Annotated in this window: 14 protein-coding genes; 10 read left to right on the forward strand and 4 right to left on the reverse strand. The window is 32.7% G+C overall.

Features of this window, described 5'->3' with window-relative positions; genetic code table 11:
* Positions 1–36 precede the first annotated feature (36 nt).
* The 10 genes from HM981_RS09525 to HM981_RS09570 all read left to right on the forward strand — a co-directional run bounded on the left by HM981_RS09525 (position 37) and on the right by HM981_RS09570 (position 23,388).
* A complete protein-coding gene (locus HM981_RS09525) occupies positions 37–1,920 on the forward strand; it encodes a CocE/NonD family hydrolase (RefSeq protein ID WP_179338551.1) in 1,884 nt (627 codons plus the stop codon).
* A gap of 184 nt (positions 1,921–2,104) precedes the next feature.
* Positions 2,105–3,073 (forward strand): YheT family hydrolase, encoded by a 969-nt coding sequence (locus HM981_RS09530; protein ID WP_179338552.1) that lies wholly within the window; start codon positions 2,105–2,107, stop codon positions 3,071–3,073.
* Between the two features lie 24 nt (positions 3,074–3,097).
* Entirely contained in the window at positions 3,098–5,587 is a 2,490-nt protein-coding gene (locus HM981_RS09535; RefSeq protein WP_179338553.1) for a T9SS type A sorting domain-containing protein, read from the forward strand.
* Between the two features lie 188 nt (positions 5,588–5,775).
* A complete protein-coding gene (locus tag HM981_RS09540; RefSeq protein ID WP_179338554.1) occupies positions 5,776–9,420 on the forward strand; it encodes a T9SS type A sorting domain-containing protein in 3,645 nt (1,214 codons plus the stop codon).
* Positions 9,421–9,647: 227 nt separating this feature from the next.
* Positions 9,648–17,438 (forward strand): T9SS-dependent choice-of-anchor J family protein, encoded by a 7,791-nt coding sequence (locus HM981_RS09545; RefSeq protein WP_179338555.1) that lies wholly within the window; start codon positions 9,648–9,650, stop codon positions 17,436–17,438.
* 96 nt (positions 17,439–17,534) lie between these two features.
* Positions 17,535–19,073: a YifB family Mg chelatase-like AAA ATPase gene (locus HM981_RS09550; protein WP_179338556.1), complete on the forward strand. Its 1,539-nt coding sequence runs from the start codon at positions 17,535–17,537 to the stop codon at positions 19,071–19,073.
* Between the two features lie 90 nt (positions 19,074–19,163).
* On the forward strand, positions 19,164–20,279 hold the full coding sequence (locus HM981_RS09555) for a DUF2891 domain-containing protein (protein WP_179338557.1): 1,116 nt from the start codon (positions 19,164–19,166) through the stop codon (positions 20,277–20,279).
* 1,097 nt (positions 20,280–21,376) lie between these two features.
* A complete protein-coding gene (locus HM981_RS09560) occupies positions 21,377–21,889 on the forward strand; it encodes a hypothetical protein (RefSeq protein ID WP_179338558.1) in 513 nt (170 codons plus the stop codon).
* A gap of 12 nt (positions 21,890–21,901) precedes the next feature.
* Positions 21,902–22,606, forward strand: coding sequence for a hypothetical protein (locus HM981_RS09565; RefSeq protein ID WP_179338559.1), 705 nt, complete (start codon positions 21,902–21,904; stop codon positions 22,604–22,606).
* A complete protein-coding gene (locus tag HM981_RS09570) occupies positions 22,585–23,388 on the forward strand; it encodes a sensor histidine kinase (protein ID WP_246286202.1) in 804 nt (267 codons plus the stop codon). Before HM981_RS09565 ends, HM981_RS09570 begins: the two co-directional genes overlap by 22 nt.
* Here HM981_RS09570 and HM981_RS09575 read toward each other — a convergent pair.
* The 4 genes from HM981_RS09575 to HM981_RS09590 form a co-directional block, all read right to left on the reverse strand.
* Positions 23,385–24,086, reverse strand: coding sequence for an RluA family pseudouridine synthase (locus HM981_RS09575; protein WP_179338560.1), 702 nt, complete (start codon positions 24,084–24,086; stop codon positions 23,385–23,387). The genes HM981_RS09570 and HM981_RS09575 overlap by 4 nt on opposite strands.
* A gap of 27 nt (positions 24,087–24,113) precedes the next feature.
* Positions 24,114–24,467, reverse strand: coding sequence for a four helix bundle protein (locus HM981_RS09580; RefSeq protein WP_179338561.1), 354 nt, complete (start codon positions 24,465–24,467; stop codon positions 24,114–24,116).
* A gap of 57 nt (positions 24,468–24,524) precedes the next feature.
* Positions 24,525–25,343 carry a 3-methyl-2-oxobutanoate hydroxymethyltransferase gene (gene panB / locus HM981_RS09585; protein WP_179338562.1) on the reverse strand — a complete coding sequence of 273 codons (819 nt, stop codon included), beginning with the start codon at positions 25,341–25,343 and terminating at the stop codon, positions 24,525–24,527.
* A 246-nt stretch (positions 25,344–25,589) separates the two neighbouring features.
* Complete coding sequence (locus HM981_RS09590; RefSeq protein WP_179338563.1) at positions 25,590–26,765, reverse strand: SH3 domain-containing protein; 1,176 nt, start codon at positions 26,763–26,765, stop codon at positions 25,590–25,592.
* Positions 26,766–26,768 lie beyond the last annotated feature (3 nt).

Here is a 26,768-nt window from a genome sequence, read left to right on the forward strand (position 1 = left end):
TTTAAGTCATCTTTTAACCTTTAAATTATTAAACATATGATTAAGCATTGTCTTTTTATCGTCTTATTTGTCGTAGGATTATCTAGCTGTAGTGAAACCAAGCATCAAGCGATTGCAACTTCAGAAGTTGATCAATCTGAAGAGACATTTGCAAAAGATAATTATACCAAAAAAGAAGTGATGATTGGCATGCGCGATGGTATAAAATTGCACACCACCATTTATACTCCAAAAGATACCACAAAAACGTATCCAATGCTCATGATGCGAACGCCATATAGTTCTAGACCTTACGGAGAAAATGAATTCAAAACCAAAATTGGACCAAATAAATACCTGATGGAAGAGGGGAATATTATGGTGTATCAAGATGTGAGAGGGCGTTGGAATAGTGAAGGTGTTTACGATAATATGCGTGCTTATATTCCTAATAAAACAGGAAAACAATTTGATGAGGCTAGTGATACTTACGATACTATTGAATGGTTAGTAAATAATGTAGCGCATAATAATGGTAATGTTGGGACTTACGGAATTTCGTACCCAGGATTCTATGCCACTTATTCGCTTTTAGATGCGCATCCTGCTTTAAAAGCGGTTTCGCCACAAGCCTGTATTGGCGATTTCTTTTTTGATGATTTTATTCATAATGGTGCATACATGTTAAGCTATTGGAGAGCAACCGGTTTATTTGGTAATATGAAAACGGAGCCAACTACAGAATCATGGTATACGTTACCCGATTTTGAAACCGAAGATCAACATCAGTTTTTCTTAGATCATATGCCATTGAGTAAACTGAATAAATTCTACGACAGCACCAATGTGTTTATGGAGCAAATAAAGACACATGTGACTTATGATGAATTTTGGCAATCAAGAGGTATTATTCAACATTTAAAAGACATTAAGCCAGCAACTATGATTGTTGGTGGTTTATTTGATGCGGAAGATTTATACGGTCCATTTAACACTTATAAAGCTATAGAAAAGAATAGCGATAATTACAACACGGTTGTTTTTGGACCTTGGAGCCATGGGGATTGGGCTAGAAATAGCGAACGACAAGTGGTTGGGAATATTCATTTTGGGGATAGTATATCTGATTATTTTCAGAAGCATATTGAAACGAAGTTCTTTAATCATTTCTTAAAAGGTGAAGCTAATGGAGACACTAGTTTGGCTGAAGCGCAAATGTTTAATACAGGAACAAAACAATGGGAATCTTTTGCAACTTGGCCACCAGAAAACACAACAAAAGAAGATTTCTTTATGCAACCATATGAACGTTTAACAAAACAAGCGAATCGTATGCTAGCAACGTCAGATTTTATTAGCGACCCAATGAAACCAGTGCCATATACGGAAGATATAGGTGTTGGATTTACACCACGTAAATTCATGACAGACGATCAACGTTTTGCCTCAAGACGTCCAGATGTGTTAACCTTTGAAACTGAAATATTAGACGGAGATATCACGTTAGCTGGTGATATTTTAGCAAAATTGATGGTTTCAACAACAGGAACAGCAGCCGATTGGATTGTAAAAGTGATTGATGTATTTCCTGCAGATACTGAAAACACAGACGATGTTCAAGATCACTTAAAACTAAGCAATTACCACATGATGGTGCGAAGTGAAGTGCTACGAGGACGTTTTAGAAATAGTATGTCAGAACCAGAACCTTTTGTGCCAAATCAAAAAACAGCGATTAACTTAAAGTTGCAAGATGTGTTTCATACCTTTAAAAAAGGTCATAAAATTCAGGTACAAGTACAGAGTACATTCTTCCCGTATATCGATGCGAATCCACAGACGTACGTAGAGAATATTTTTGAAGCGAAGGCAAGTGATTTTCAAAAGCAAACCCATAAAGTGTATAATGACTCATCTATTGAGTTTACTGTGCTTAAATAATATATAACAATCACATCAGAGTTGTCACTTCGAGTGATTTCGAAGCATGAGAAATTGTATCGAGAAGTTTTTAGTAATTAATGCTTTAAAAAGTTCTCGATACAAAATTGAAAAAAATCAATTTCACTCGAACTGACGTTTAACATGATTACCCGATTAAAAAACTAAATACAGAATACTGAAAATGCCAGTAATAGAATCAACCTACAAACCACCATTCTGGGCTAAAAAAAGCTTTGTGTCCACCGTTTTTTCTGGCTTAGCTCGAAAAGTTGATGGAGTAGATCAAACCAGAGAACGCATTATATTACCAGATACCGACTTCTTAGATTTAGATTGGAGTTATGCGCAACAAAAATCGAATAAGATCATTATTCTCTTACATGGATTAGAAGGTAATGCGCAACGTCCATATATTACAGGAACAGCAAAACACTTTAATAACAACGGCATCGATGCTATTGCGGTAAATTTTAGAGGTTGTAGTGGTGATCCCAATTTGTTATTTCGGAGTTATCATTCTGGTGCAACTGAAGATTTAGATGCCGTGGTACAACATGTATTATCAAAAGGACAATATGATGAAATCTATATTAAAGGCATAAGCTTAGGTGCTAATATGGTTTTGAAATATGTGGGTGAAGGTAGGGAGCTTCCAACGGAATTAAAATCGGTTATTGCAGTGTCTACACCTTGTGATTTAAAAGGCTCTTGTGGTGAATTATTAAGTTTAAAAAACAAACATTACGCGATTCGATTTTTAGCACATTTAAAAGATAAGTTGAAACCGAAATTAGAGCAATTTCCTAATAATATATCAGTTGCAGATTTTGATTCAATTAAAACTTTAATAGATTTTGATCATGTGTATACTTCAAAAGCACATGGATTTAATGACGCTTTTGATTATTATGAGAAAGCCAGTTGTCTACAATTTCTTCCAAATATTAAAGTGCCTTCTTTAATTATAAATGCGCTTAATGATTCCTTTTTGTCTGCAGCATGTTATCCTGTAAAAGAAGCAAAACATAATCCTAATCTGTTTTTAGAAATGCCGAAATATGGAGGGCATGTTGGGTTTATTGGAAAAGGGAATGTGTATTATAACGAACATCGTGCTATGGAGTTTGTTAATGAGGTTGAAAACAGTTAATTTACCGATTAGAAATTTAGAAATATGAAACAATTTTACATTACAGTTATTTTATTTTTTAGTTTGCAATTTTGTTTTGGGCAGATTGGAATTCAAAATATAATAACTGAAGAAGTTGATGGTCCAACCAATGTTATTTCGGCTGATTTAGATAATGATGGAGATCTTGATATGGTTTCAATATCAGCAAGTGATAGAACTATTGCATGGTTTGAAAATTTAGATGGATTGGGCGAATTTGGTGAGAAGCAAATAATTTATCAAGATGCTAATAATTTTCCCATAAGAAAAGCTTTACTTGTATATGATATGGATAATGATGGTGATTTAGACGTTCTTACCGCAGTTCCAAGTCCTGTTATCGTGTATGGTACATTATTATGGTATGAAAATAGAATTAATGAAGGTTTCAGTTTTTGGGCAAGTAAAACAATCAATAGTAATATTGGTGCTTCATTTATGCGAATAGCAGATATTAACAATGATGGTGTAGATGATATAGTTTCTAATGCAATGCATAACAACTATAACAGTGATAAACTGGTTTGGCTTAAAAAAACAGAAACCGGAACTGAGTATACTGTTACTACAATTGATGAATCAGGAGATAATTTATTGGATGTAACTATTGGTGATATTGATAATGATGGGGATTTAGATGTCGTCGCTATGTTCAATTACTCTATTTATTTATACAAAAATTTGGATGGCGTAGGTTCTGACTGGGAAAAGATCTCTATCTTAAATGAGTATAACTACAATAGATCCATTGATCTTGTAGATATTGATAACGATGGTGATAATGATATTTTATTTGGTTCATCAACGGACGACAAAATAGCTTGGTTTGAAAATACAAATGGATTAGATTCATTTGATGTTGAACATGTAATTACAACGACAATGCAAATCGCTCATCCAGTGGATTTTGATTCCGATGGAGATATAGATATTCTATGTGCAGGTCAATATCCAGGTGTTGTAATGCTATATAAAAATATTGACGGGTTGGGCAATTTTAACAATGGACAAATTATACTGAATAATTTACTGTCTGTATCATCATTCCACACTTCCGATATAAATGATGATGGTATTTTAGATATAGTAGTAGCGTCAGTAGCGTATAGTTGGAATGATGTTGTAATTTGGGCTGATGTGTTAGGTGCTTTTTCTAATGAAATTTATGGACTGATTTCGTTCGATTTAGATAATAATGGCTGTGATGTAGATGATATTGCTTTACCTCAAATTTTAATTGAAGCTACGGATGGCGTTAATACTCTTGCAACATTTTCTGATACAAATGGAAATTTTAATTTATTCACAAATGAAGGTCAATTTATAACATCAGTTCCTCAATTACCAAATTATTTTATTTCAAATCCGTCTACATATACTCATAGTTTTGATGGGAATAGTAACACAGAGATAGCTGATTTTTGTATTAAACCAATAGGAGAGATTAACGATTTAAACATTGCTATTTATCCATCACAAGATGACCCAAGACCAGGCTTCAACACCACCTACCAATTAGTGTACAACAATATGGGTACAACGCAATTAAGTGGTTCTGTAGCTTATGAGTTTGATGATTCAAAATTAAACTTCATAAGTGCGAATGAAGCCATAACGTCACAAACAACAAACACTTTAAACTTCGATTTTACAGACCTAAATCCTTTCGAAACTAGAACCATAGATTTAGAATTTAACGTTTTTGCACCACCAACGACAAATATTGATGATGTACTTATTTCGACAGCAACGGTAAACCCTGTTTCTGGTGATGAAACAGAAGAAGATAATGTATTCACTTTAGAGCAAACCGTTATAGGTTCATACGATCCAAACGACATCACAGTCTTAGAAGGAGACCAAATCACAATTGAAGAAGCAGATAAATATTTACACTTTTTACTTCGTTTTCAAAATACAGGTACAGCAAGTGCTATTAATGTAAGAGTAGATCATGTATTAGATCCTAAATTAGATTGGACAACCATGCAATTGGAAAATTTAAGTCATACAGGTCGTGTGGAAATAATTGACGAAACTGATGTGAGTTTTATATTCAATAATATCAACTTAGCGGACAGCACAAATGACGAGCCTAATTCTCATGGTTTTATTGCTTTTAAGATAAAGCCAAAGTCTAATGTTCAAGTAGGTGATGTTTTTAGTGCTGTAGCCGATATTTATTTTGATTTTAATCCGCCAATTATAACAAATACAGTTAATACTCAAATTGTAGAACCTTTGAGTGTTGATGATTTTAATAAGCAAACTGTTCAACTATATCCTAATCCAACAACTTCTATATTAGAAATAAAATCAAACCAAAGCATTGATAAAATTTTTATAGTAGATATTAATGGTAGACTATTGAAAGAAATTAACCTATCTAATTTAAACTACGATTTAGATGTTTCAAACTTAACCAAAGGAGTTTATTTCTTAGAGCTTCAATCTAGTGATTCAAAATTGACTAAAAAGTTTATAAAGAACTAGTCTGTCATTTAGAGCACAGCGAATAATTTCATTCTCAATCTGAAAACCTTTCAAAGTTAAATTTTGAAAGGTTTTCTGTTTTATTTTAAATTAATAGACCTCAGGAGTATTTAATATCTTCGATGATGGATTTTGAAGTTTGTAATGGATAATATTTATAGTAGTTTTGATACTCTTAAAAATCCATTATGAAATCAAAATTACTTTTTACCGTGCTAATGTTATTTAGTACATATAGTTATGCACAGTTAAATATTATTATAGATGACACATTTGGAGCTAAAAATCCATTAAAAGTGCTTGCGGCTGATTTGGATGGTGATGGGTTTAAAGATGTTATTTCTTTAGCAGATGGTGTGCATTGGTATAAGAATATTGGTGGTCAAGGGAAATTTGATAAACCTCTATTAATTGAATACGTTGATATTTCTGATTTAGAATTCGATATAGATGCTGCAGATATCGATGGTGATAATGATATTGATTTAGTTTATTTTATTAAAAATCCAGCAGATCTCAATGAGCCAATTTTGGTTTGGTCAGAAAACATAGATGGCCAAGGTAATTTTGCGGCAAGTCAAACTTTAAGAGTTTTAGATAATGTATCGCGATTAAAAGTTGACCTTCTAGACGTAGATAACGATGGAGATATCGATATCACCTATTCAGATTATACAGAAATAGGATGGTTAGAGAACACAGATGGAAATGCTAATTTTACAGATCATATCTTATTATCATCTGCCATAAATTATGATGGGTATAGTTTTTCAGATCTTAATGGAGATAATCGAATGGATATCGTGGTAGATTATCAGAATACTCTCGATTTTTATGTGCACAATACCAATAATACGGTTACACTTACACAGAATTTAGATACCTCATCTACTGGTAAATATGTGGTAACAGCAGATATTGATGGTGATAATGATAAAGATGTTGCTACAATCTTATTGGATGGCGCTAACAGTCAGGTTTTATGGTACGAGAATACAAATGGATTGGGTGTGTTTTCATCTAGAGTTACAATTACTAGTCTTCCTGATATGGTAGATGCAGATATTGATAGTCTTAATGATATAGCATTTGAGGATTTGGATGGTGATAATAATTTAGATCTGCTCTTTTGTTATCAACCTACGGATATGATAGGTCTTAATTGGAGTTCTAATCCAACGAATAAAATGACTTGGTATAAAAATTTAGGTTCAGGAAATTTTGGTGCTGAACAAATAATATCATCTTCATTATTGGGCATAAAATCATTTTTCGCAACCGATATTAATAATGATGCTAATGTTGATGTGATTACATCTTCACTTTATGATCGGCAAGTTGCTTGGTTTAAAAATGAAGATGGTCAAGGCACATTTGGTGAACAAGAGTTAATATCGAATGCTTTATTTGGAATTCGCGGTTTAGATAAAGGAGATTTAGATAGAGATGGTGACCTAGATGTAGTAACCGTTTCTGTAGATGGAAAATTATCTCTTTTTGAAAACACAGATGGTCAAGGTAATTTTGAGGAAGGCCAAGTCATTGTTAAGAGTGTATTGCAAACCCAGGGTATCGATGCTATAAATGACCTTAATGTTTCAATAAGTGATGTCGATGGAGATGAGGATTTAGATATTGTCGTTTGGGTGTTTGAAGAATTAGATTTCGTAGAAGGCAGGTTACATTTATTTACGAATGACGGAAATTTGAATTTTACTGAAAGTCTTCCGATAGAATATGAAGGTTTTAGAAACTATATAGCATATAAAGATATTGATGGTGATTACGATTTAGACATTATAGGTGTTATGGGTGATTTTTACTCTACTATTTTTTATCATAAAAACAATGGCGATGGTACTTTTGAGGCTGCACAGTCACTAGGTGATGGCTTTAATTTTGTTAGAGCATTAGATTTAGGTGATATTGATAATGATGGAGATTTAGACCTTGTCATTGCAGAAACAGGTGGTGATATATCTTGGTTTAACAACGATGGTTTAGGGAATTTTGTGCTTTCTCAAACCATAACAGACAATGGTTATTATATAACTGAAGTTACAATTGAGAATATAACCAATGATAAAAACAGAGATATTACTTTTGTTGCAAATAATAATAGTAACACTTTAAGAGAAGTAGGTTTGCTAAAAAACAATGATGGATTAGGAGCTTTTAGTACAAAAGAAATTTTATTGTCTACTGATGATTCTATTGATAATGTAACATTTATGGATTATGACAATGATAGAGACAAGGATATTTTAGCAGGAAGATCTAATAATTTTGGTGTAAATGATTTAGTATGGTATGAAAATATAGGTGTAATCACAAGCAATGTGTTTATCTATAATCCTTACATTACAATTTTACAAAACAGAAGGCCAAACCAATTAAATCTCTTTGATATTGATGATAATGAGACTATTGATATCGTTGGAGCTTTTACGGATAATAGTGTGATGTGGTTTGAAAATTCCTCACTCGAATGGAATGAAATAGTCGGATCCATAACATTTGCAGATGACGTACCGTGTGATGAAGATAATCCACCTTTTCAAAATATTATGGTCGTTGCGGATAGTGGTGAAAATGAATACGCTACCTTCTCACAGATTGATGGAGCGTATCAATTACTCATTGAAGAACCAGGAATATATTCAACCACACCAATAATTCCTTTTTCCGGATCTTTTACGGTTTCACCAGAAATGTATGTCTCGGATTTTGAAGACTTAGGCATTACTGAAAACCATAGTTTTTGTGTCGAGCCTAATGGAGCATATAATGACTTAGAAATTTCTATTTTCCCTATAACTGAAGATCCAAGACCAGGTTTTAATTCGGATTATAGAGTTGTATTTACAAATGTTGGTCCGCAAATAGAGAATGGAACTATAACATTTGAATATGATGGGTCAATGATGTCATATCTTTCGGCTTCAGAAGATATCCAAAGTGTAACGTCACTAGAAGTTGTTTTTAATTTTCAGGATTTAGCACCTTTACAATCTCAATTTATTGACATCACCTTCACAATTTTACCTCCACCAACAGTAAATGGAGGTGACCTTTTGGACTTCTTTGCAACCGTTGATGGTGGAAATGAAGACCTGACTCCTTTTAATAATTCTCATGGTATAAAACAAATCGTGGTTAATTCTTATGACCCTAATGATATAAGGGTAATGGAAGGCGATGAAATCACTATTGAAGATGCAGATAAATATTTACATTATTTAATTCGTTTTCAAAATACAGGTTCTGCAAGTGCTATAAATATTAATATAGAGCATGAGCTAGATGAAAAACTAGATAGGGAAACCATGAGGTTAGAGGATTTAAGCCATCCTGGTAGAGTTGAAATCATTGATGGTTCAATGGTTAATTTTATTTTCGATGATATTCATTTACCAGATAGTAACTCAAACGAACCAGGGTCTCATGGACATATTGCTTATAAAATAAAACCAAAATCAGATGTTGAAGTAGGAGATGTGTTTAGTGCAGTAGCCGATATTTATTTTGATTTTAATCCTCCAATAATAACGAATACGGCAACTACAGAAATTGTTGAACCATTAGGTGTAGCTGAATTTGATACGCAATCTATCAAGCTATATCCAAATCCTACAAATTATAAACTAAAAATCACATCAAATCACATAATTGATAGATTATCAGTTATAGACCTTAATGGGAGGCTATTAAATGAAATAATTATCTCACGTTCAGACTATGATTTAGATGTTTCTAGTTTAACTAAGGGAGTTTACTTTTTGGAAATTCAATCTGGTGTAAATAAAACAGTTAGACGATTTATTAAAAGCTAGATTATCTAATGTTTTATCATTAAAACCTTTCAAAATCTAGTTTTGAAAGGTTTTTTGTTTTATATTTTGGCATTTATTTAACATTATCCCGAATATAATAATTTGAAGTAATTAGATATTAGCATTAATTGAAACTTATGTATAAAGAGTATCATCAATAATTACAAATTTAAATATCCTACAATAGCTTCTAAACTAATTGAATACACCCTTTTAAACCGCCCTTTATGAATCTACTTAAGCTGTCAACGTCAATACTTTTCTGTATTGTAGTTGCTCAATTCTCCTTTTCTCAGAATGTAAATATTCCAGATGTAAATTTTAAAACCGCCCTTTTAAATCACGATCCAGTTATTGATACCAATGGAGATCAAGAAATTCAGGTTTCAGAAGCAGAAGCTTATGCCGGAAGTCTTAATCTCGGTTTTTTAGAAATTTCTGATCTTACAGGTATAGAGAGTTTTGTATCTATTGTAGAGTTGCTATGTAATAACAATGAAATAATAGCAGTTGATTTATCAAATAATATTGCTTTACAGAAAATAGATATTGCAGCTAATGAGTTGAGTATTTTAGATGTTTCTCAGAATATTAATTTACAAGAATTGGCTTGTAATGGTAATAATATTACAGAACTAAATACAAGTTTAAATCCTAACCTTCAGATTTTAAATGTTGCAGCAAATTCGGTTTACGAGCTCGATTTGTCAGCTAATATTGCCCTGAAAAATCTTAAATTAAATTTCACCTCTATTGTAGATCTAGATATTACTAATAATGTTAATCTAGAGGTTTTTAGCGCGACTTATTGTTATAGCCTAAACACTATAGATTTTTCAAATAATAATTTATTACAACAAATTTCTTTGTGGTATACCAATCAATCTGAAATTAATGTGTCTAACATGCCAGATTTAGGCCTACTATATCTTAGAAACTTAAACCTTACAAGTGTAGATGTTTCAAATAATATTAACTTATTTAATCTTTATGTCACTAATAATTTTATTACGGAACTAGATGTCAGTAATAATATAAATTTAGCCTATTTATCTCTTGATGATTTATACGTCAATACAGTAGATGTTTCTAATAACCCTAATTTAGTATGGTTAGATTTGAGTGGTTCTCAAATAGCATCAGTAAATGCTAAGAATGGTAATAATTCAATTTTTACATATTTCAATATCAATAATGCATCGTCTTTGGGTGGCATTTGTGTAGATGATGTCATTTATGCAAATGATAATTTCATAAAACCATCAACAAGTTATTTTACGGAAACCTGTAGTCCTGACGATTGTGATGCTGCAGTCATAGGTTATACACAAAGTTTTGAAACAACAACACAGCCTTTTATAGATGATTGCTGGAGGAAATCGCCACTTTATTCATCAAATTACTATTATGTAAAAACGGTTGGTACAGCAAATACAGGTAATAATTCGGTTGGTATGCGTGTTTCATCTAATAATGAAGCTTTTTTAATCACTCCAGAATTATCAGATTTTAATAGTTCTAAGCGTGTGTCTTTTTGGTTGAATTCACCAATAGCGAGTGGGCTTAACGTAGGAACAATTTTAGATCCTGATGATATAACAACGTTCGAACCTTACCGAAATGTTACTATGAGTGGTGGTATTGGTTCTCAATGGAGGGAAGTTCATGTTGATTTCGAAAATTACACAGGTGCTGCAAATCATGTTGCATTTAGAGTAAGCGGAGGCTATGCATTATCTTTAATCGATGATTTTACGTACCAAGATTCACCAAGTTGTATAACACCTTTAGATTCTGAAACAATAGCTTATGCTACTGAAGCATTAATAGATTGGACAAGTTTAGGTAATGCCGAAAGTTGGGACATTGAATATGGTATTGAAGGGTTCGCTCAAGGTACGGGTATGGTAGTTAATACATCCTCAAAACCGTTTTTACTACAAGGATTAGATAGTGAGACAACTTATGATTTCTATATAAGATCGCAGTGTAGTAATGATGAAAATAGTGAGTGGTCGTATTCAAGTCAATTTACAACGGCATGTCCAGCACTTGTTGCAGATTACGCTTATGATTTTGAAGATGGTTATGGTGGTGAATTCTATAATTGCTGGGAAATATTAGGAAGTGGATATATAACTCAAGATGGAAATACAGCTACATCTGTTGGTGCTCTTAAAATAGAAAATTCGGTTGACGGCGCTATTGTTACTCCTGAGTTATCTGAATTAAATAGTTCTAAGCGTATCAAATTTTGGTTAAAGAATGTAGATGGAGCGTCTAATTTGGTTATTGGTACTTTATCGATCCAAAACGATATGTCTACGTTTACACCTTATCAAACCATTTCATCATTAGATTTGATAGAAGGGGAATGGCAACAAATTATTATAAATTTCGAAAACTATACAGGAAATGATCGTTTTATAGCGTTTAATCAGGTTCAGGTAGATAGTTATGCTGAATTTTATATAGATGAATTTGTATATCAAAACACTCCAGATTGTTTAGAGCCTGTTGATGTAGAAGTTATGGCAATAACAGATACTACAGTAGATTTAGAATGGTCAAATACTGTGGGAGTAACAGATTGGGAGATTCAATATGGTTTAGTAGATTTTGAATTAGGTTCAGGTACTATGCTTAGTGGAACAGGAGAAAACACAACCGTTAATAATTTATACCCAGATTCTACTTACGATATTTATATCAGATCAGATTGTGGTGGTGGAAGTTATAGTGATTGGTTTAAGATTTACAATTTACATACTGATTGTGGTCTGTTTTCAGGATATTATAGTCAAGATTTTGATAGCAATGAGTTTGCAAATTGTTGGTCGCGATTACCGGTTGTAGATCCAGAAATAAATGATACAAATATTGTAGATGGTTCTAATCAATATCCACTTGGAGGAAGTGGGAATACTATTAAATTCAATAACTATGAGCAGACAGATAATCTGTATTTAGTGTCACCAGAGTTTAGTGATTTAAGTAATGGTACTAAACGTGTTAAGTTTTGGTTGCATCCAAGATATAGCAATGCTGATATTGTTGTAGGTACTATGACTGATCCTGCAGATGAAAACACTTTTACGGCAAAAGAAACTATTTTAAGTGCCGATATGCTTTACAGAGAGTGGAAGCAATTCACAATCAATTTTGATGATTATTCTGGAACAGATAATTATGTAGCATTTAAAATGCAAATCGCAGATGAGCCAATAGGAGGGACTTCTATTATTTATTTAGATCGTTTTGAATATTCAGATATTCCAACCTGTCTAACACCAAGTGATTTTGCGAATACATCAATTTCTAACGGTGAAATTGAATTATCTTGGAGCGACGAAAGTGCCGCTACGCAATGGGAAATATTATATGGAGAAGAAGGGTTTTGGTTTGATGATGGTACATTGATTCAGGCAAATTCAAATCCTTTCAGTGTTATAGATTTGCCATTAGGTGTTGTGTATGATTTTTATGTGAGATCTATTTGTGATGCGAATAGCACGAGTGATTGGTCAGAAAAGGTAACGGTAGATGTAGGTTGTGGTCAATCTTATTTTACAGGGTATACTTACGATTTTAATAGCTCATCGCTAGATGAGTGTTGGACAGCTTATGAGTTTTCTTCAAACCATTATTCAACATCTTTCGAAATGGTTATTGATAATAATTTTGGTGATGATGGTTACTCAGCTTACTTGGGAGATACCAGTTCATATTCTAATTATGGAGTTATGATGGTGTCGCCATTATTTACAGATTTATCAAACGATAAAAAGATTGAGTTTTATATTAGTAATTACGACGAAGGTTTAACTGTTGGAACCATGAGTAATCCTGATGATGCTTCGACCTTTGAAGCGTTGCAAACCATTACAGGAGAAGTTGAACCTGATGTTTGGGAAAAGAGAACCGCATACTTAACGGATTATAATGGTACAGATCAATTTATAGCTTTTAGACAAAGCCGAGCTAATTATTATTCAGGTGATCAGGTGCTTATTGATGATTTTTCTTATCTACAATCTGTTGTGTGTGATGTTCCTACAGCGTTAACTTTAGATAATATTTATGACAATAGCGCAGAAATAAGTTGGACAGCAGGTGAAGCAGATATAGAATACGAACTGGAATTTGAACAATTAAATGCCTATAATTCAGAAGAGTCTATAGTGGTAACGTCTAATAGTTATGTATTAGAAAACCTTCTTGAAGGAACGGAGTATGGTATTAGAGTTAGAGCTAAATGTGACGATGACGAGTTGTATTCAGAGTGGACAGAAGTGATAACGTTTTTTACGGCATGTCTTCCAATTGAAGAAGATTACTTTGAGTCTTTTGAATTTGAAGATGAATTAAGTCCATGTTGGAGTGTTATTTCTAGTGATAGTTATGCATTTATTAGTCCAATTGAAACATACGGAATATTACCTGTAACCGGAAATCAGTTTTTAAGATTCAATAATAATACAGGAGAAACTGATTTATATCTTGTTTCAAGACAAATATTAAATATAGATAATACGAAGCGATTACGATTTAATCTTGTTTCGGATGCTAGTTTTGGTTCATCAACTTATAATCAATTAGCTATTGAGGTCGGTACAATGACAGACCCAACTGATATTTCTACATTTACTTTAGTTGGAGATGTACAACCTGAAGAAATGAGTGAGCTTAAAAATGACGGAAGACCACAAGCGCAATGGAAAGAACATACTATTTATTTTGATAATTATACAGGAATTGATACATACATTGCTATTAGGTTAGAAAACGAGAGTTCCGCTACAGATTTCTACTTAGATGATTTTACATTCGAAAGTGCTCCAGAATGTACAGAACCACTTTATCCAGTTGTTTTAGATGAACGTTATGATGCTGTAGATGTGCGTTGGGAGACTTATGAAAATTCAAACCCTACAGATTGGGAAATTGAATATGGTTTTTCAGATTTTGAAATTGGAAATGGGACAACTATTACAGCTAATGAGAGTTCATTCTTAACGATTTCAAATCTTTTAGAAGATACGGAATATGACTTTTATGTTAGAGCAAATTGTGGAAGTGCATTTAGTGGTTGGTCTGTAAAGCAAACTTTTAAAACAAAGTGTGAAGGTTATGAGGTTGGTTACCAAGAAGGTTTTGAGAATCATCCATTAGGCTATTTAGAGCATTGTTGGACAGGTTTGTTGCCGCAAGTAGGATCACCATATTGGGATGAAATAGCTCAGATAAAGGTTTATAATAATAGTGCAATTTCTACACCAGATGCGCATACAGGAGAACAGGCGATATGGTTTTTAAACGAAACTAATAATCCATTACATGAAGAAGTTTCAGAGCAGACAATTTTAGTTTCGCCAAGATTAATTGATTTAGATAATTACAAGAGAATATCGTTTTGGATGTATCCACTTTCTAGCGCTTATGCAACTCCTTCAGAGGTTATTATTGGCACAATGTCAGACCCTGATGATTATACAACGTTTACACCGTATTATACAATCACAAACGCTTATGAGAACGAAGATACTTGGACAAAGTTTGAGATCGATTTAGCAAATTTCTACCTAGAGGATGAATATATAGGAATAAGACAGGCAGGAATAAATGAGCGTCAAGTTATTCTTTTTGATGATTTTGAGTATACAGAAATCGGATGTGTTACGCCTACTAATTTAGAAGCTACACAAACCGATTCTGGTGAAATTACTTTAACATGGCAAGATAATAACACACAACAAGGGCCTCAAAATTGGGAAATTGAATATGGACCTATAGGTTTTAGTATAGGTGATGGTACAATTGTACAGGCAGATTCAAACCCATTTGTCATTAGTGGTTTAAGTTCTTTAACTAATTACGATTATCGTGTTAGAGCTTTTTGTAGTACAGAGCAAGGTTATAGCGATTGGAGTGTGCCGTATGCATTTACGATTACTTGTGAAAAGCAAGCTCCGTTTTACGAAAACTTCGATCAATATGATGCCTCGTATCAATATGCAATATATGAACCCATTCCAAATTTTTGTTGGACCAGGAATGATAAGCAAGTTTCAGGGATTTATAATTCAGAGGGGCTTGTGGTTAGTCCTAGTTCTTCACCAAATGTTGGTTTCGTGAATTTTACGGGTACAAGTAACTCACCTTTAGCGGGAGTTTTAGTTTCTCCGTTTTTGTCAGATTTAGATGCGAATAAGATTCTTAAAATTTGGGTTAGAAATGAAACTACAGGATCAGCTTATAATCAATCAGGAATCATAATTGGTACCATGACTAATCCATTAGATAGTGAAACATTTGTTCCTTTTACCACTATTTGGGCAGATGAAATTCCACTATTTGGAAAAGAGTTTTTAATCGATTTTGCGTCTTATACAGGAGATGCACATCACATTGCGATAAAGCATAATGAAGAAAACGATTATTCAATGGTTATGTTTGATGATATTGAGTATAAAGAAAGGCCAGCGTGTTTAGAGCCTATAAATGTCGATTTCTTATGGGTTTCAGATACAAGTGTTGCGATATCTTGGGAGAATCTAGATTTAGGGGCAACATTCGATGTTGAATACGGAATAGAAGGATTCTCGCCAGGTACAGGGTCAATTGCGAGTACAAACACCAATGACATAACAATTACTGGTTTAGATGTTGAAACCACTTATGAGTTTTATGTCAGAACAAATTGTGATTCATCAGGAACAAGTGATTGGGTTGGACCAATTAATGCCACCACAGCCTGTAATGTAGAAAGTGTACCATGGGTAGAAAATTTTGATACCATGGATGCTTACGGTCAAGGTATCTTGCCAGAGTGTTTTCAGGGAGATGATGTTTGGGTGTCTAGTAACTCTAATTTAAGTGCTTATCAAGTCGGTGATGGAGATACAGATTATCTATACGCTATTTTTGACCAATATGGTATTGAAGCTTACATGATAACTCCAATGTTTAATATGCAAGCTGGTACAACGTATACACTTTCATTTAAAATGAGAAAAGAGCAAGGAGATTATAGTTCTCAGAGTGTTAAAATTTGGACAGGTCAAGGAAATACAACAGATGCCTTAGATAATTATATTAATTATTTTTCAGAATATAGTTATGGTTTTTATAACTATTACACCATAGAAACGACGTTTACTCCAATAGTAAATGGTGATTATTCATTTTTATTAGATTTTGGGTATTCTTCTATCGTTCATACGATTTCAGTTGATTCCTTTAGTTTAGAAGGAGAATATGAAGAAGTCATTGATATGGTAGGTGGTGCTGATTTAACTTTTGATTTTGAGAGTGATAATCTTGAAGGATTGATTTTAGAAGAAACAGAGAATACACTATGTAGACCTGCGAATGATAATGGTGAAAATGTGATTATGATGACTGGTGGCTTGGATAATACCGAATGGTATAACACAGGTAATGCAAATTTAAATTGGTTAGAAAATCAAAACTTTATCTCAAAAGTGAATTTTGAAATTGATGCGACCAATGTGTCAGAGTTGTTTATGAATTTCGATTTAAGACAAACGTTCTTAAATTCAAATACAGAATCTGTATTTCGAGTTGTTATTAATGGAGATGAACTAGAAAGCTTTAACGCTAATAATGCAGATGATTATCAGAATGTAGAAGTAGATCTTTCGTCCTATGCAGGCAACACTTTAAGGGTGTCCTTACAGCAACTTGGTAAAAACAATGATGATAAAGCTTATTTAGATAATCTTACGTTTGGTGGAGAAAGTACACTTAGCGCAAATGATTATTTATTTTCTGAATTTTCATTCCGTCCAAACCCAGTTAATGATCAGTTGTTTTTAAGTAACTCGACTACAATAGATCGTGTTTCAATAATGGATGTTACAGGAAGACAGTTACAAACTATACTTGTTAATAATGAAAATGCAACAATAGATATGGCTTATTTACCGTCTGCAATGTATTTTGTTGAGGTTAAAATTGGAGAGGCTATAAAAATCATTAAAGTATTAAAAGAATAGATTTTGTCATTTTTAGTATGAAGGCCTTTCAAGATTAAATTTTGAAAGGCTTTTTTATTACGCTGATTTTCTTACTTTTAAGAAAACTAATCATTCATGCTCAAAAAAGTTTTCGCAAGTGCTGTCTTTGGAGTGGAGGCGTCCACCATTACGATTGAGGTTAATATTGACAAAGGTGTTGGTTATCATTTAGTGGGACTTCCAGATAACGCCATTAAAGAAAGTAATTACAGAATAGCAGCAGCACTTCAAAATAATGGTTACCGAATTCCAGGTAAAAAGATCACTATTAACATGGCACCTGCCGATTTAAGAAAAGAAGGTTCGGCGTACGATTTAACTTTAGCTGTTGGTGTTTTAGCGGCCTCTAAACAGATTAAAGCAGAAAACTTAGAGGATTACATTATAATGGGAGAGCTGTCCTTAGACGGCAGCTTACAACCTTTTAAAGGCGCATTGCCAATTGCTGTTAAAGCAAGAGAAGAAGGCTTTAAAAATATCATTCTGCCGATTCAAAATTGTAAAGAAGCCGCTATTGTAGATAATATAAAAGTCTTTGGAGTGGAAAACATCATGCAAGTCATTAATCATTTCGATAAAGGTGAGCCTTTAGAGCAAACGATTATTAATACAAGAGAAGAGTTTTATAAAAATCTAGATTTCCCAGAGTTTGATTTTGCAGACGTTAAAGGACAGGAATCCATTAAACGTTGTATGGAGATTGCCGCAGCAGGAGGTCATAATATTATATTAATTGGTCCTCCAGGATCTGGTAAAACGATGTTAGCAAAACGCTTACCGAGTATATTACCTCCAATGACTTTGCATGAAGCTTTAGAAACCACTAAAATACATTCGGTTGTTGGTCGCGTTAAAGCACATGCTGGACTCATGGCGCAACGTCCTTTTAGAAGTCCTCACCACACAATTTCGAACGTAGCACTCGTCGGCGGCGGAAGTTACCCACAGCCAGGGGAAATCTCCTTGTCACACAATGGAGTCTTATTTTTAGATGAATTGCCCGAATTTAAACGCGAAGTTTTAGAGGTGATGCGTCAGCCTTTGGAGGATCGGGAAGTTACCATTTCTAGAGCGAAATTCACAGTGACTTATCCTTCGTCTTTTATGCTAGTGGCAAGTATGAATCCAAGTCCAAGTGGTTATTTTAATGATCCAGACTCTCCAATAACATCATCACCTGCAGAAATGCAACGTTACATGGGAAAGATTTCAGGACCACTTTTAGACCGAATAGATATTCATATTGAAGTTACTCCTGTGCCATTTGAGAAATTGGCAGACGAGCGTAATGGAGAATCTTCAGTTGATATTAGAAAACGAGTAACTTCAGCTAGAGAGAACCAAACGGAACGTTTTAAAGAATTGGAAAATATTCATTACAATGCGCAAATGAACACGAAGCAAATCCGAAAATATTGCAAATTAGATGAACCTTCAATGTTACTTTTGAAATCTGCTATGGAACGCTTAAATTTATCCGCAAGAGCTTACGACAGAATTCTGAAAGTTTCTAGAACAATCGCAGATTTAGAAGGTTCTGATGATGTTTTAGGAGCACATATTAGTGAGGCCATTCAGTATCGTAGTTTAGATCGTGAAGGTTGGTTAGGTTAATTATATTTTTAAATCATTAGTAGTTGATTTATAGTTTAATAATTGCCTTTACCTAATTAAACAGTTTATAATAATAGTTTAAAAATAGAAATGAAAAAATATTACATTTTAATAGGAGTATTGTTTGTTTTTAGTTGTAAAAAAAATGAAGAAAAACAAATTGAGATTTCGGCTAATGTTGTAGAAGTTGAGGTTTTAAAAACTCCAGTTCTAAATCTTGAACAAGCTAACCGTTTAGCGCAATTACCATTGCATTGTATGGATACTGAATATCCAAATAAGCTGAATCAGACGATTGGTACTGCTTCTGATTTAAAGACTCCAAAAGAATTACATCCTGCATTTTATGGTTGTTTCGATTGGCATTCTGCTGTTCATGGCCATTGGAGTTTGGTGTCTTTGTTAAAGGATTTTCCTGGTTTGGCTAATAGAGCAGAAATAGGACAGAAATTACTTCAGAATATTTCAAAGAAAAACATAGAACAAGAATTGCTTTATTTTGAAGGAGAATACAATTCGTCTTTTGAGCGAACTTATGGCTGGGCTTGGTTGTTAAAGTTAGCGGAAGAATTGCATACATGGGATAATCCGTTGGCTCGTAGATTGGAGGCTAATCTACAGCCAATGACAGATTTAATAATCAATAAATATTTAGAGTTTCTACCTAAATTAAATTATCCAATTAGAGTAGGTGAACACCCTAATACCGCATTCGGTCTAGGTTTTGCTTATGATTATGCGGTTGCAGTAGAACATTCAGAATTAATGACTTTAATAGAAAATAGAGCGAAGGATTTTTATGAAAATGATCAAGATTGTCCAATAGAATGGGAGCCAAGTGGTTTCGATTTTTTGTCACCTTGCTTAGAGGAAGCTGCCTTAATGAAGCGCGTGTTATCAAGGGAGGATTTTAAGATTTGGATAAATGATTTTATGCCAGAATTAATTCAAGCCGATTTTGATATCGCTGTAGGTGAAGTCTCAGATAGAACTGATGGGAAATTAGTGCATCTCGATGGTGTTAATTTTTCTAGAGCATGGAGTCTTAATTATATTTCTAAAGATTTACCAGAGTACAAACATCTTCAAAATTTAGCGAATAAACATATTAATTATTCGTTACCAAGTATTGTTGGAGATAGCTACGAAGGAGGTCATTGGTTGGGTAGTTTTGCTATTTACGCTCTGAATTCTATAGAAGATTAATTTCTTAATTCTTTATAAATAAGTGGTTGTATTAGGTTTTATTTTGAATGTATTTTTTAGGTAAATAACAATGCCATTTAATAGAGTAGAGGTGTTGCTTAAATAGGTATTTTTATTATGTAAAAAGATGCCGAAATATTATTAAAATATTGAAGTGTTTGATCAGGGATTTCGATGGGTGAAATGCTGTTGTTCAATAATAAATAAGAGGTGATTTTTAAGTATTAATTGATGGGTGTTGTGTGATTTTGTTTCTACGTATATCTGTTATCATTAATTAAATTGTTTATTTAAGTAATGATTATAACTTATTAATAATTAACTTTTTAAACATTTGCTATTGATAATGTCAATGATGTGTTTTTTCACCTTTTACTTATTGAAATAATTCGAAGATTAAGGTCTAGGAGAATTAAAAATATTGCAATATCTGATGAGGATTTAGGTGTAGCTTTATGTTCTTTTTTTTGGATGTAGGACAGTTTAAATTGGATGTTTAAAATTATATTAAGAGGTGATAAGAGGTGAATTAATTATTCTAAAACCGAGATTAATATTGTGTTTTTATAATGCTTCAGACTCGATTTAAAATGGTGTTTAATTTGTTGAATTTTACTAAATTTAATGGTTAAATATGTGATGGTTATTAGTTAAAAAATAAACTGTATCATGTCTTCATTATGGTCTTTTATTCTTGATCTCTAATTGGTAATTCATCCATAGTTTTGTTGCATTTATTTTTTGTGCTAGCAACGCTTTTTTTAATGGAAAGTCAGTTTTAAAAAATGTCATTAGAATTAAGTTGAAGTCTAATGCATTATCTTTTAACAGCTTTAAGATTATCAATAACGGTGTTCAATTCATTAAATCTGTTTAATTAATTGTTATGATATGTGATTCTCGAATTATGCCAGGTTATCCAAGAATATTACAATTAACAGAAGCATCCATTAATATCTTAAGTAAAAAGGTGGCAGGTAATCATCTGAAAATGAGCATGTATGGTTTTTATGAATAGAAAATGCTTACCAAACCTAAAATTTGTAGAATAAAAGCAATAATTTACACACGCTATTAACGCTATACAACCAGTAATCATGAAAAAAATCGCATCACTTATCCTAGGAATTATACTAGGCATACTAGCTATGTATTTTTATTATAACAATAACCAAGATATGTCAACAGAACAACCAACTATTAAACCACCGTCAGGTGTTATTTCACCAGATGAAATTAAGGTGCTTAGTCAAGAATATAATGAACGTTACAAAATTATTAACGATTCCTTGTTTAAAGATTCTAAAACAGGAGATAACAGATCATCTTGGTATAAAATAGAAGATATAGAAAATTATATAGCCTATGCAAAGCAGCAGGCCATAGAAAATGGAAATACATTAGATGGATTACGTTTGTATTTAGGTGCGCATCCAGATACGAATGAAGAAGAAGGTTTAACAACATTGTTTTTTGTGCCTACAGGTTATGAGAACACTTCAGAAAGTAGTATCTTCTCTTTAAAAGGCGGAAGTAAAGATTTAAAGGATGGTGATGGTTTAGATATGGGTTCTGAGGGTCATCCGCCATCCGCCAATTATCCTCAGTAAACGCCTTGTTTTATGCAAGAATTTTTTAAGGAATACCACGCTATTTTTAATTACTCTATTGAAACCATGGCAGCCGTAACAGGATTATTTTTTTTTAATAAATATAAATCTACCGCAGCTAAATATTTAATATACTTTTTGGTATATGCGCTTTTGGTAGATGTTATTGGTAGGTATCCTTCATATTTTAAAGATTTAGATAAGTTTGATTTAATTAAAGGTACATTAATAGAAGCAAATTATTGGTGGTATATAATTTTTTGGTTTGTAGGCTTATCTAGTTTTATTACATTGGTTAACTTTAAGGTTATTTACAACTTAGGTTATAAAAAAGCACTTAAATATTGTTACTATGTTTACATAGTTCAATTCGTTTTATATGGAATATTTAATTTTGAGTCGTTATTTAATCCTATGGAGGTATTCTTAAAAATATCGAGTATATGGATGATATTTGTCGCTGTTTTTCTATATCTTTTAGATATCTTACAGTCTTTTAGGGTCACCTATTTTTATAAGTCTATATATTTTTATATTAATATTGCTATTTTAATTTGGACGTTAGTGACAGGTCCAATAATGTTTTACGAAGTTTATTTTTCGACAGCAGATTGGAATTTTGTAATACTAAAGTGGCAAATTTTTTTAAGTGTAAATTTTATTTTTTATTTAACCCTGTCTTTAGCCTTAATATATTGCAAAACGGAGATCAAATAGTAACTTCACAAGCAGAGCGCTACCTATTAGTTTACATGATTGGAGTGTTGGTAATAATTACTGCTTTAATAATTGTTTTCTTTGTCGTTTTTCAAAGGCGAAAAAATCAACTGCTTTTAGATAAAATTAAACAAAAACAAAAGTTTGATGACGAGCTTTTTAAAACGCAACAAGAAATTCAGGAACAAACTTTAAAAAATATAGGTAGAGAATTACATGACAATATTGGGCAAATGCTTGTTATCTCTACGATGCAAATGAATGCAGTTTTAGCAGCTGTGAATAACGAAGCTAAGATTAAAGTTAATAATGCAGCAGAAACTCTAAAAAGCACATTAGATGAAGTGAGAGCTTTGTCTAAATCTCTAAATAACGACGTCATCTTTAATTTAGGTTTTGATACTACCTTAAAAAATGAAGTGGCGCGCTTAAATAAATCAGGGCTTATTAATTCTACGTTATCAATAACAGGTGAGAAGGTGAATTTTGAGAATAAAAAGGATGAAATTATTTTATTTAGGATTCTTCAAGAATTTTTTTCAAATACGTTGAAATATGCTGAAGCTGAGCATCTAAACATTACTTTATCTTACCAAGAACAATTATTAATAATAAAAATTGAAGATGATGGTATCGGCTATGACATTGAATCTGTAGCAAAAAGCTCTGGATTAATTAACATGAAAAAAAGAGCAGAACTATTAAGTGCTAAATATAACCTAGAATCTCAAAAGCATAAAGGCACGACACTTACGTTGGAATATCCATATAGAACAATTTAAATATTGCAAGCATTCCAAAGTGGATCATTTGGTAATGGAGCTGTAATGTATACCTCTTCTTTTTTTACAGGATGTACTAAACGTAAGGTTCTAGCATGTAAACTAATGCTAGCATCTTTATTACTTCTATCAAAACCATATTTTAAATCGCCTTTTATGGGACAGCCTATGGATGCTAATTGTACCCGAATTTGGTGATGTCTTCCGGTTTCTAAATCGATTTCTAAAAGATAAAAATTATCTAAGGTTTGTTTTAATTTATAATGAAGAATAGCTTTTTTACTGCCATCAATTTCTTTTATGTAAGCTGTAGATTTGTTGTTTTTAGGATTCTTTTTCAACCAATGCACAAGTGTACCTTCTGTTTTTGGTGGTTGATTTTTAACCAAAGCCCAATAGGTTTTTTTTGCCGTTTTTTCTGCAAATAATTTATTAAGACGAGGAAGTGATTTACTCGTCTTAGCGAACATTACAATACCAGTGGTTGGTCGGTCTAAGCGATGTACAACACCTAAATACACATTCCCTTCTTTGTTGTATTTGTCTTTTAAGTATGACTTAACTACTTCACTCAACGGTTTGTCTCCTGTTTTGTCTCCTTGCACAATATCGCCAGCTCTTTTATTTACAATGATGATGTGATTGTCTTCGTGGATAACTTGAAGGTTATTTTTGTTGGAAAGGATTTTTTTAGACATTTTAGATCTTTAGACTTTTAGAAAATATTAAATTAAAATAGATTTAAATTTTGAAATCATTTTGATAATTTCACCTAATTCCGAAAGGTATGATTGGAGTTCATTATCTAAAATAAAATTTAAATCAGCAGAAATAAGTGGCTGAGTTTCTATTTCGTAAGCAGAACCTATTGATATTTGTAAAAATCGAGCAAAATCTTTATTAGAATTCCTAGAGGATCCTTCAGCTATATTTAAAGGAATTGAAATGGATGCTCTTCTCAATTGATTGGTTAGGCCAAATTTTTCTGAATTTGGAAATTTTGAAGTAATAGCATAAATTTCAGAGCAGAATAATCTACTTCGTTTCCAAATCTGCAATTCTTTAAATTTATGAGCCATGTTTAAGGTCTAGCTATCTAAATAATCTAATAAAGTCTAAGTATCTAACAATCTATCCTAATATTGCTCCTCATCATTAGGGAAATCTTCAGACTTAACATCAGTAACATACTTACCAATAGCAGTGGTCATTTCTTCATAAAGATTCATATAGCGACGTAAAAAACGCGGATTAAACTCATGTGTCATGCCCAGCATATCGTGTAATACTAAAACTTGGCCATCTACATCTGCACCTGCACCAATGCCAATTACTGGAATCGAAACACTTTCTGCAACTTCTTTAGCTAATGCAGCAGGGATTTTTTCTAAAACGATAGCAAAACAGCCTGCCCTTTCAAGCATTAAAGCATCTTCTTTTAATTGGTCTGCTTCTTGTTCTTCTTTGGCTCTTACAGTGTAAGTTCCAAATTTATAAATAGATTGCGGAGTAAGACCTAAATGTCCCATAACAGGAATTCCAGCATTAAGAATACGTTTTACCGATTCTTTAATTTCTTTACCACCTTCCATTTTAACAGCGTGTCCGCCACTTTCCTTCATTATTCTAATGGCAGAACGCAAAGCTTCTTTAGGATCACTTTGGTAGGTTCCAAAAGGTAAATCAACCACAACTAAACAACGATCAATAGCTCTAACCACAGAAGAGGCATGATAAATCATTTGATCTAAAGTGATTGGTAAAGTGGTTTCATGACCAGCCATAACATTACTGGCAGAGTCACCAACTAAAATAACATCGATACCAGCACCATCAACGATTTTAGCCATGGTATAATCATAAGCGGTAAGCATAGATATTTTTTCGCCTTTAGACTTCATATCTACTAAAGTCTTAACCGTAATTCTTTTGTATTCTTTTTTTGCTGTTGACATTGTGTTTTTATTAGTTGATGTAAAAATAATGAGATTTGTTAAGCTTTTGATTAATCTAAGACATAAATACTGTCAAAACCATAATTTATTACAAAGATGCCATGGCAAATACTAGGACAACCTATAAGTCTTAGTATGAAGTAAAAATTGGTCATTGTGGTATGAACTCTTTTTAGTTAATAAAACTTGAAGGTCATGTAAACTGATTTATTTGGTAAACACCAGGCAACGTGAAGATTGTAATAATTAGCAAAGGTTGAAAATAGCTACACTATAAATTTTACCGTTTTTAAAAACGACACTATACTCTCCATAACCATTTGAAATTGCATACGTGTGAAGATTTTGTATGCCCGTTTTTATGTACTTAGAGTATAATTTTATGAATTCAGTTTCAGTTATGCCATGGTCCAAAATAGCATTTTCATTTATAATAAAAGCACTGTTTTTATCTATAATAATATCGACAATTTCTCCCAAGTTTTCTTCAAGATTAACTGATAATGTCATGTTTTTATAATGATAAAATGTTTCACTATAGTAAACTCCACATTCATCACTTATTTTTTCAATTTTTAAAGGTTGACCGTAAGTGTTAATTACCGTATTTAAGTCTACCATTAGCTTGTTTATTTGTACACCTTTTATTTTAAAAATCGCATTTTCTATAAATTCGGTAACCGTTTCATGTGGTAAAGGATGTTCTAAACCATCAGCTAAAGTCAAATACATTTGTGTAGATTTTATCAACGCTGTATTATTTGTATATGTGGCGACATCTAGTAAAATAAGATAAGCAGATTTTAGATAGGCGTAGCCACTATTCCAAGCCAATTCTACTAAGCGTTCAGCTATCTTAAGGCGCTCATCAGTATTGCTTTTTTCTATTCTAGCGTAAGTCAAAGCTAAAGTATCATAACTTGGACGTTCATTAAGATATTTTCTTTGAATGTAGCGGCTGTTAGAGATATTTACCCATTCATCTTTCTCAATTGGTATATACTTTACTGGTACAGGTTCTCCCATGGTTAAGATAGTTCTAATCTCTCCGGATAAATTGGGTTCACCTCGTGCTCTTAAAGAGGCTACAATAACAAATAAATGGTGTCCTCCGTAATATCCGTCACCATTTAAAATGGGATTGTCACTGTCTTCTATAATATTTTGATTTGAATTGTACTTGTCTGAAAGGTATTTTGATTGCACATAACCTTTGGTGTCATTATCTGCTTTAACAAAAATCCAATCAGGGGCTGGTGCAGAGATGATTTCAATACGTGCATTGACTTTAAAATATCCTTTGAAGCCATCACTCGTATTCGCTTCATTGTAAAGGCGTGTGTCAGCGTTTAAATATTTGTGATTTTGTCCCTGATTCATCATTGAAACAAAAAGAAATATAATAAGTATTTTTAATCTCATAAG

The sequence above is a fragment of the Winogradskyella ludwigii genome (assembly GCF_013403985.1).
Lineage (GTDB): Bacteria > Bacteroidota > Bacteroidia > Flavobacteriales > Flavobacteriaceae > Winogradskyella > Winogradskyella ludwigii.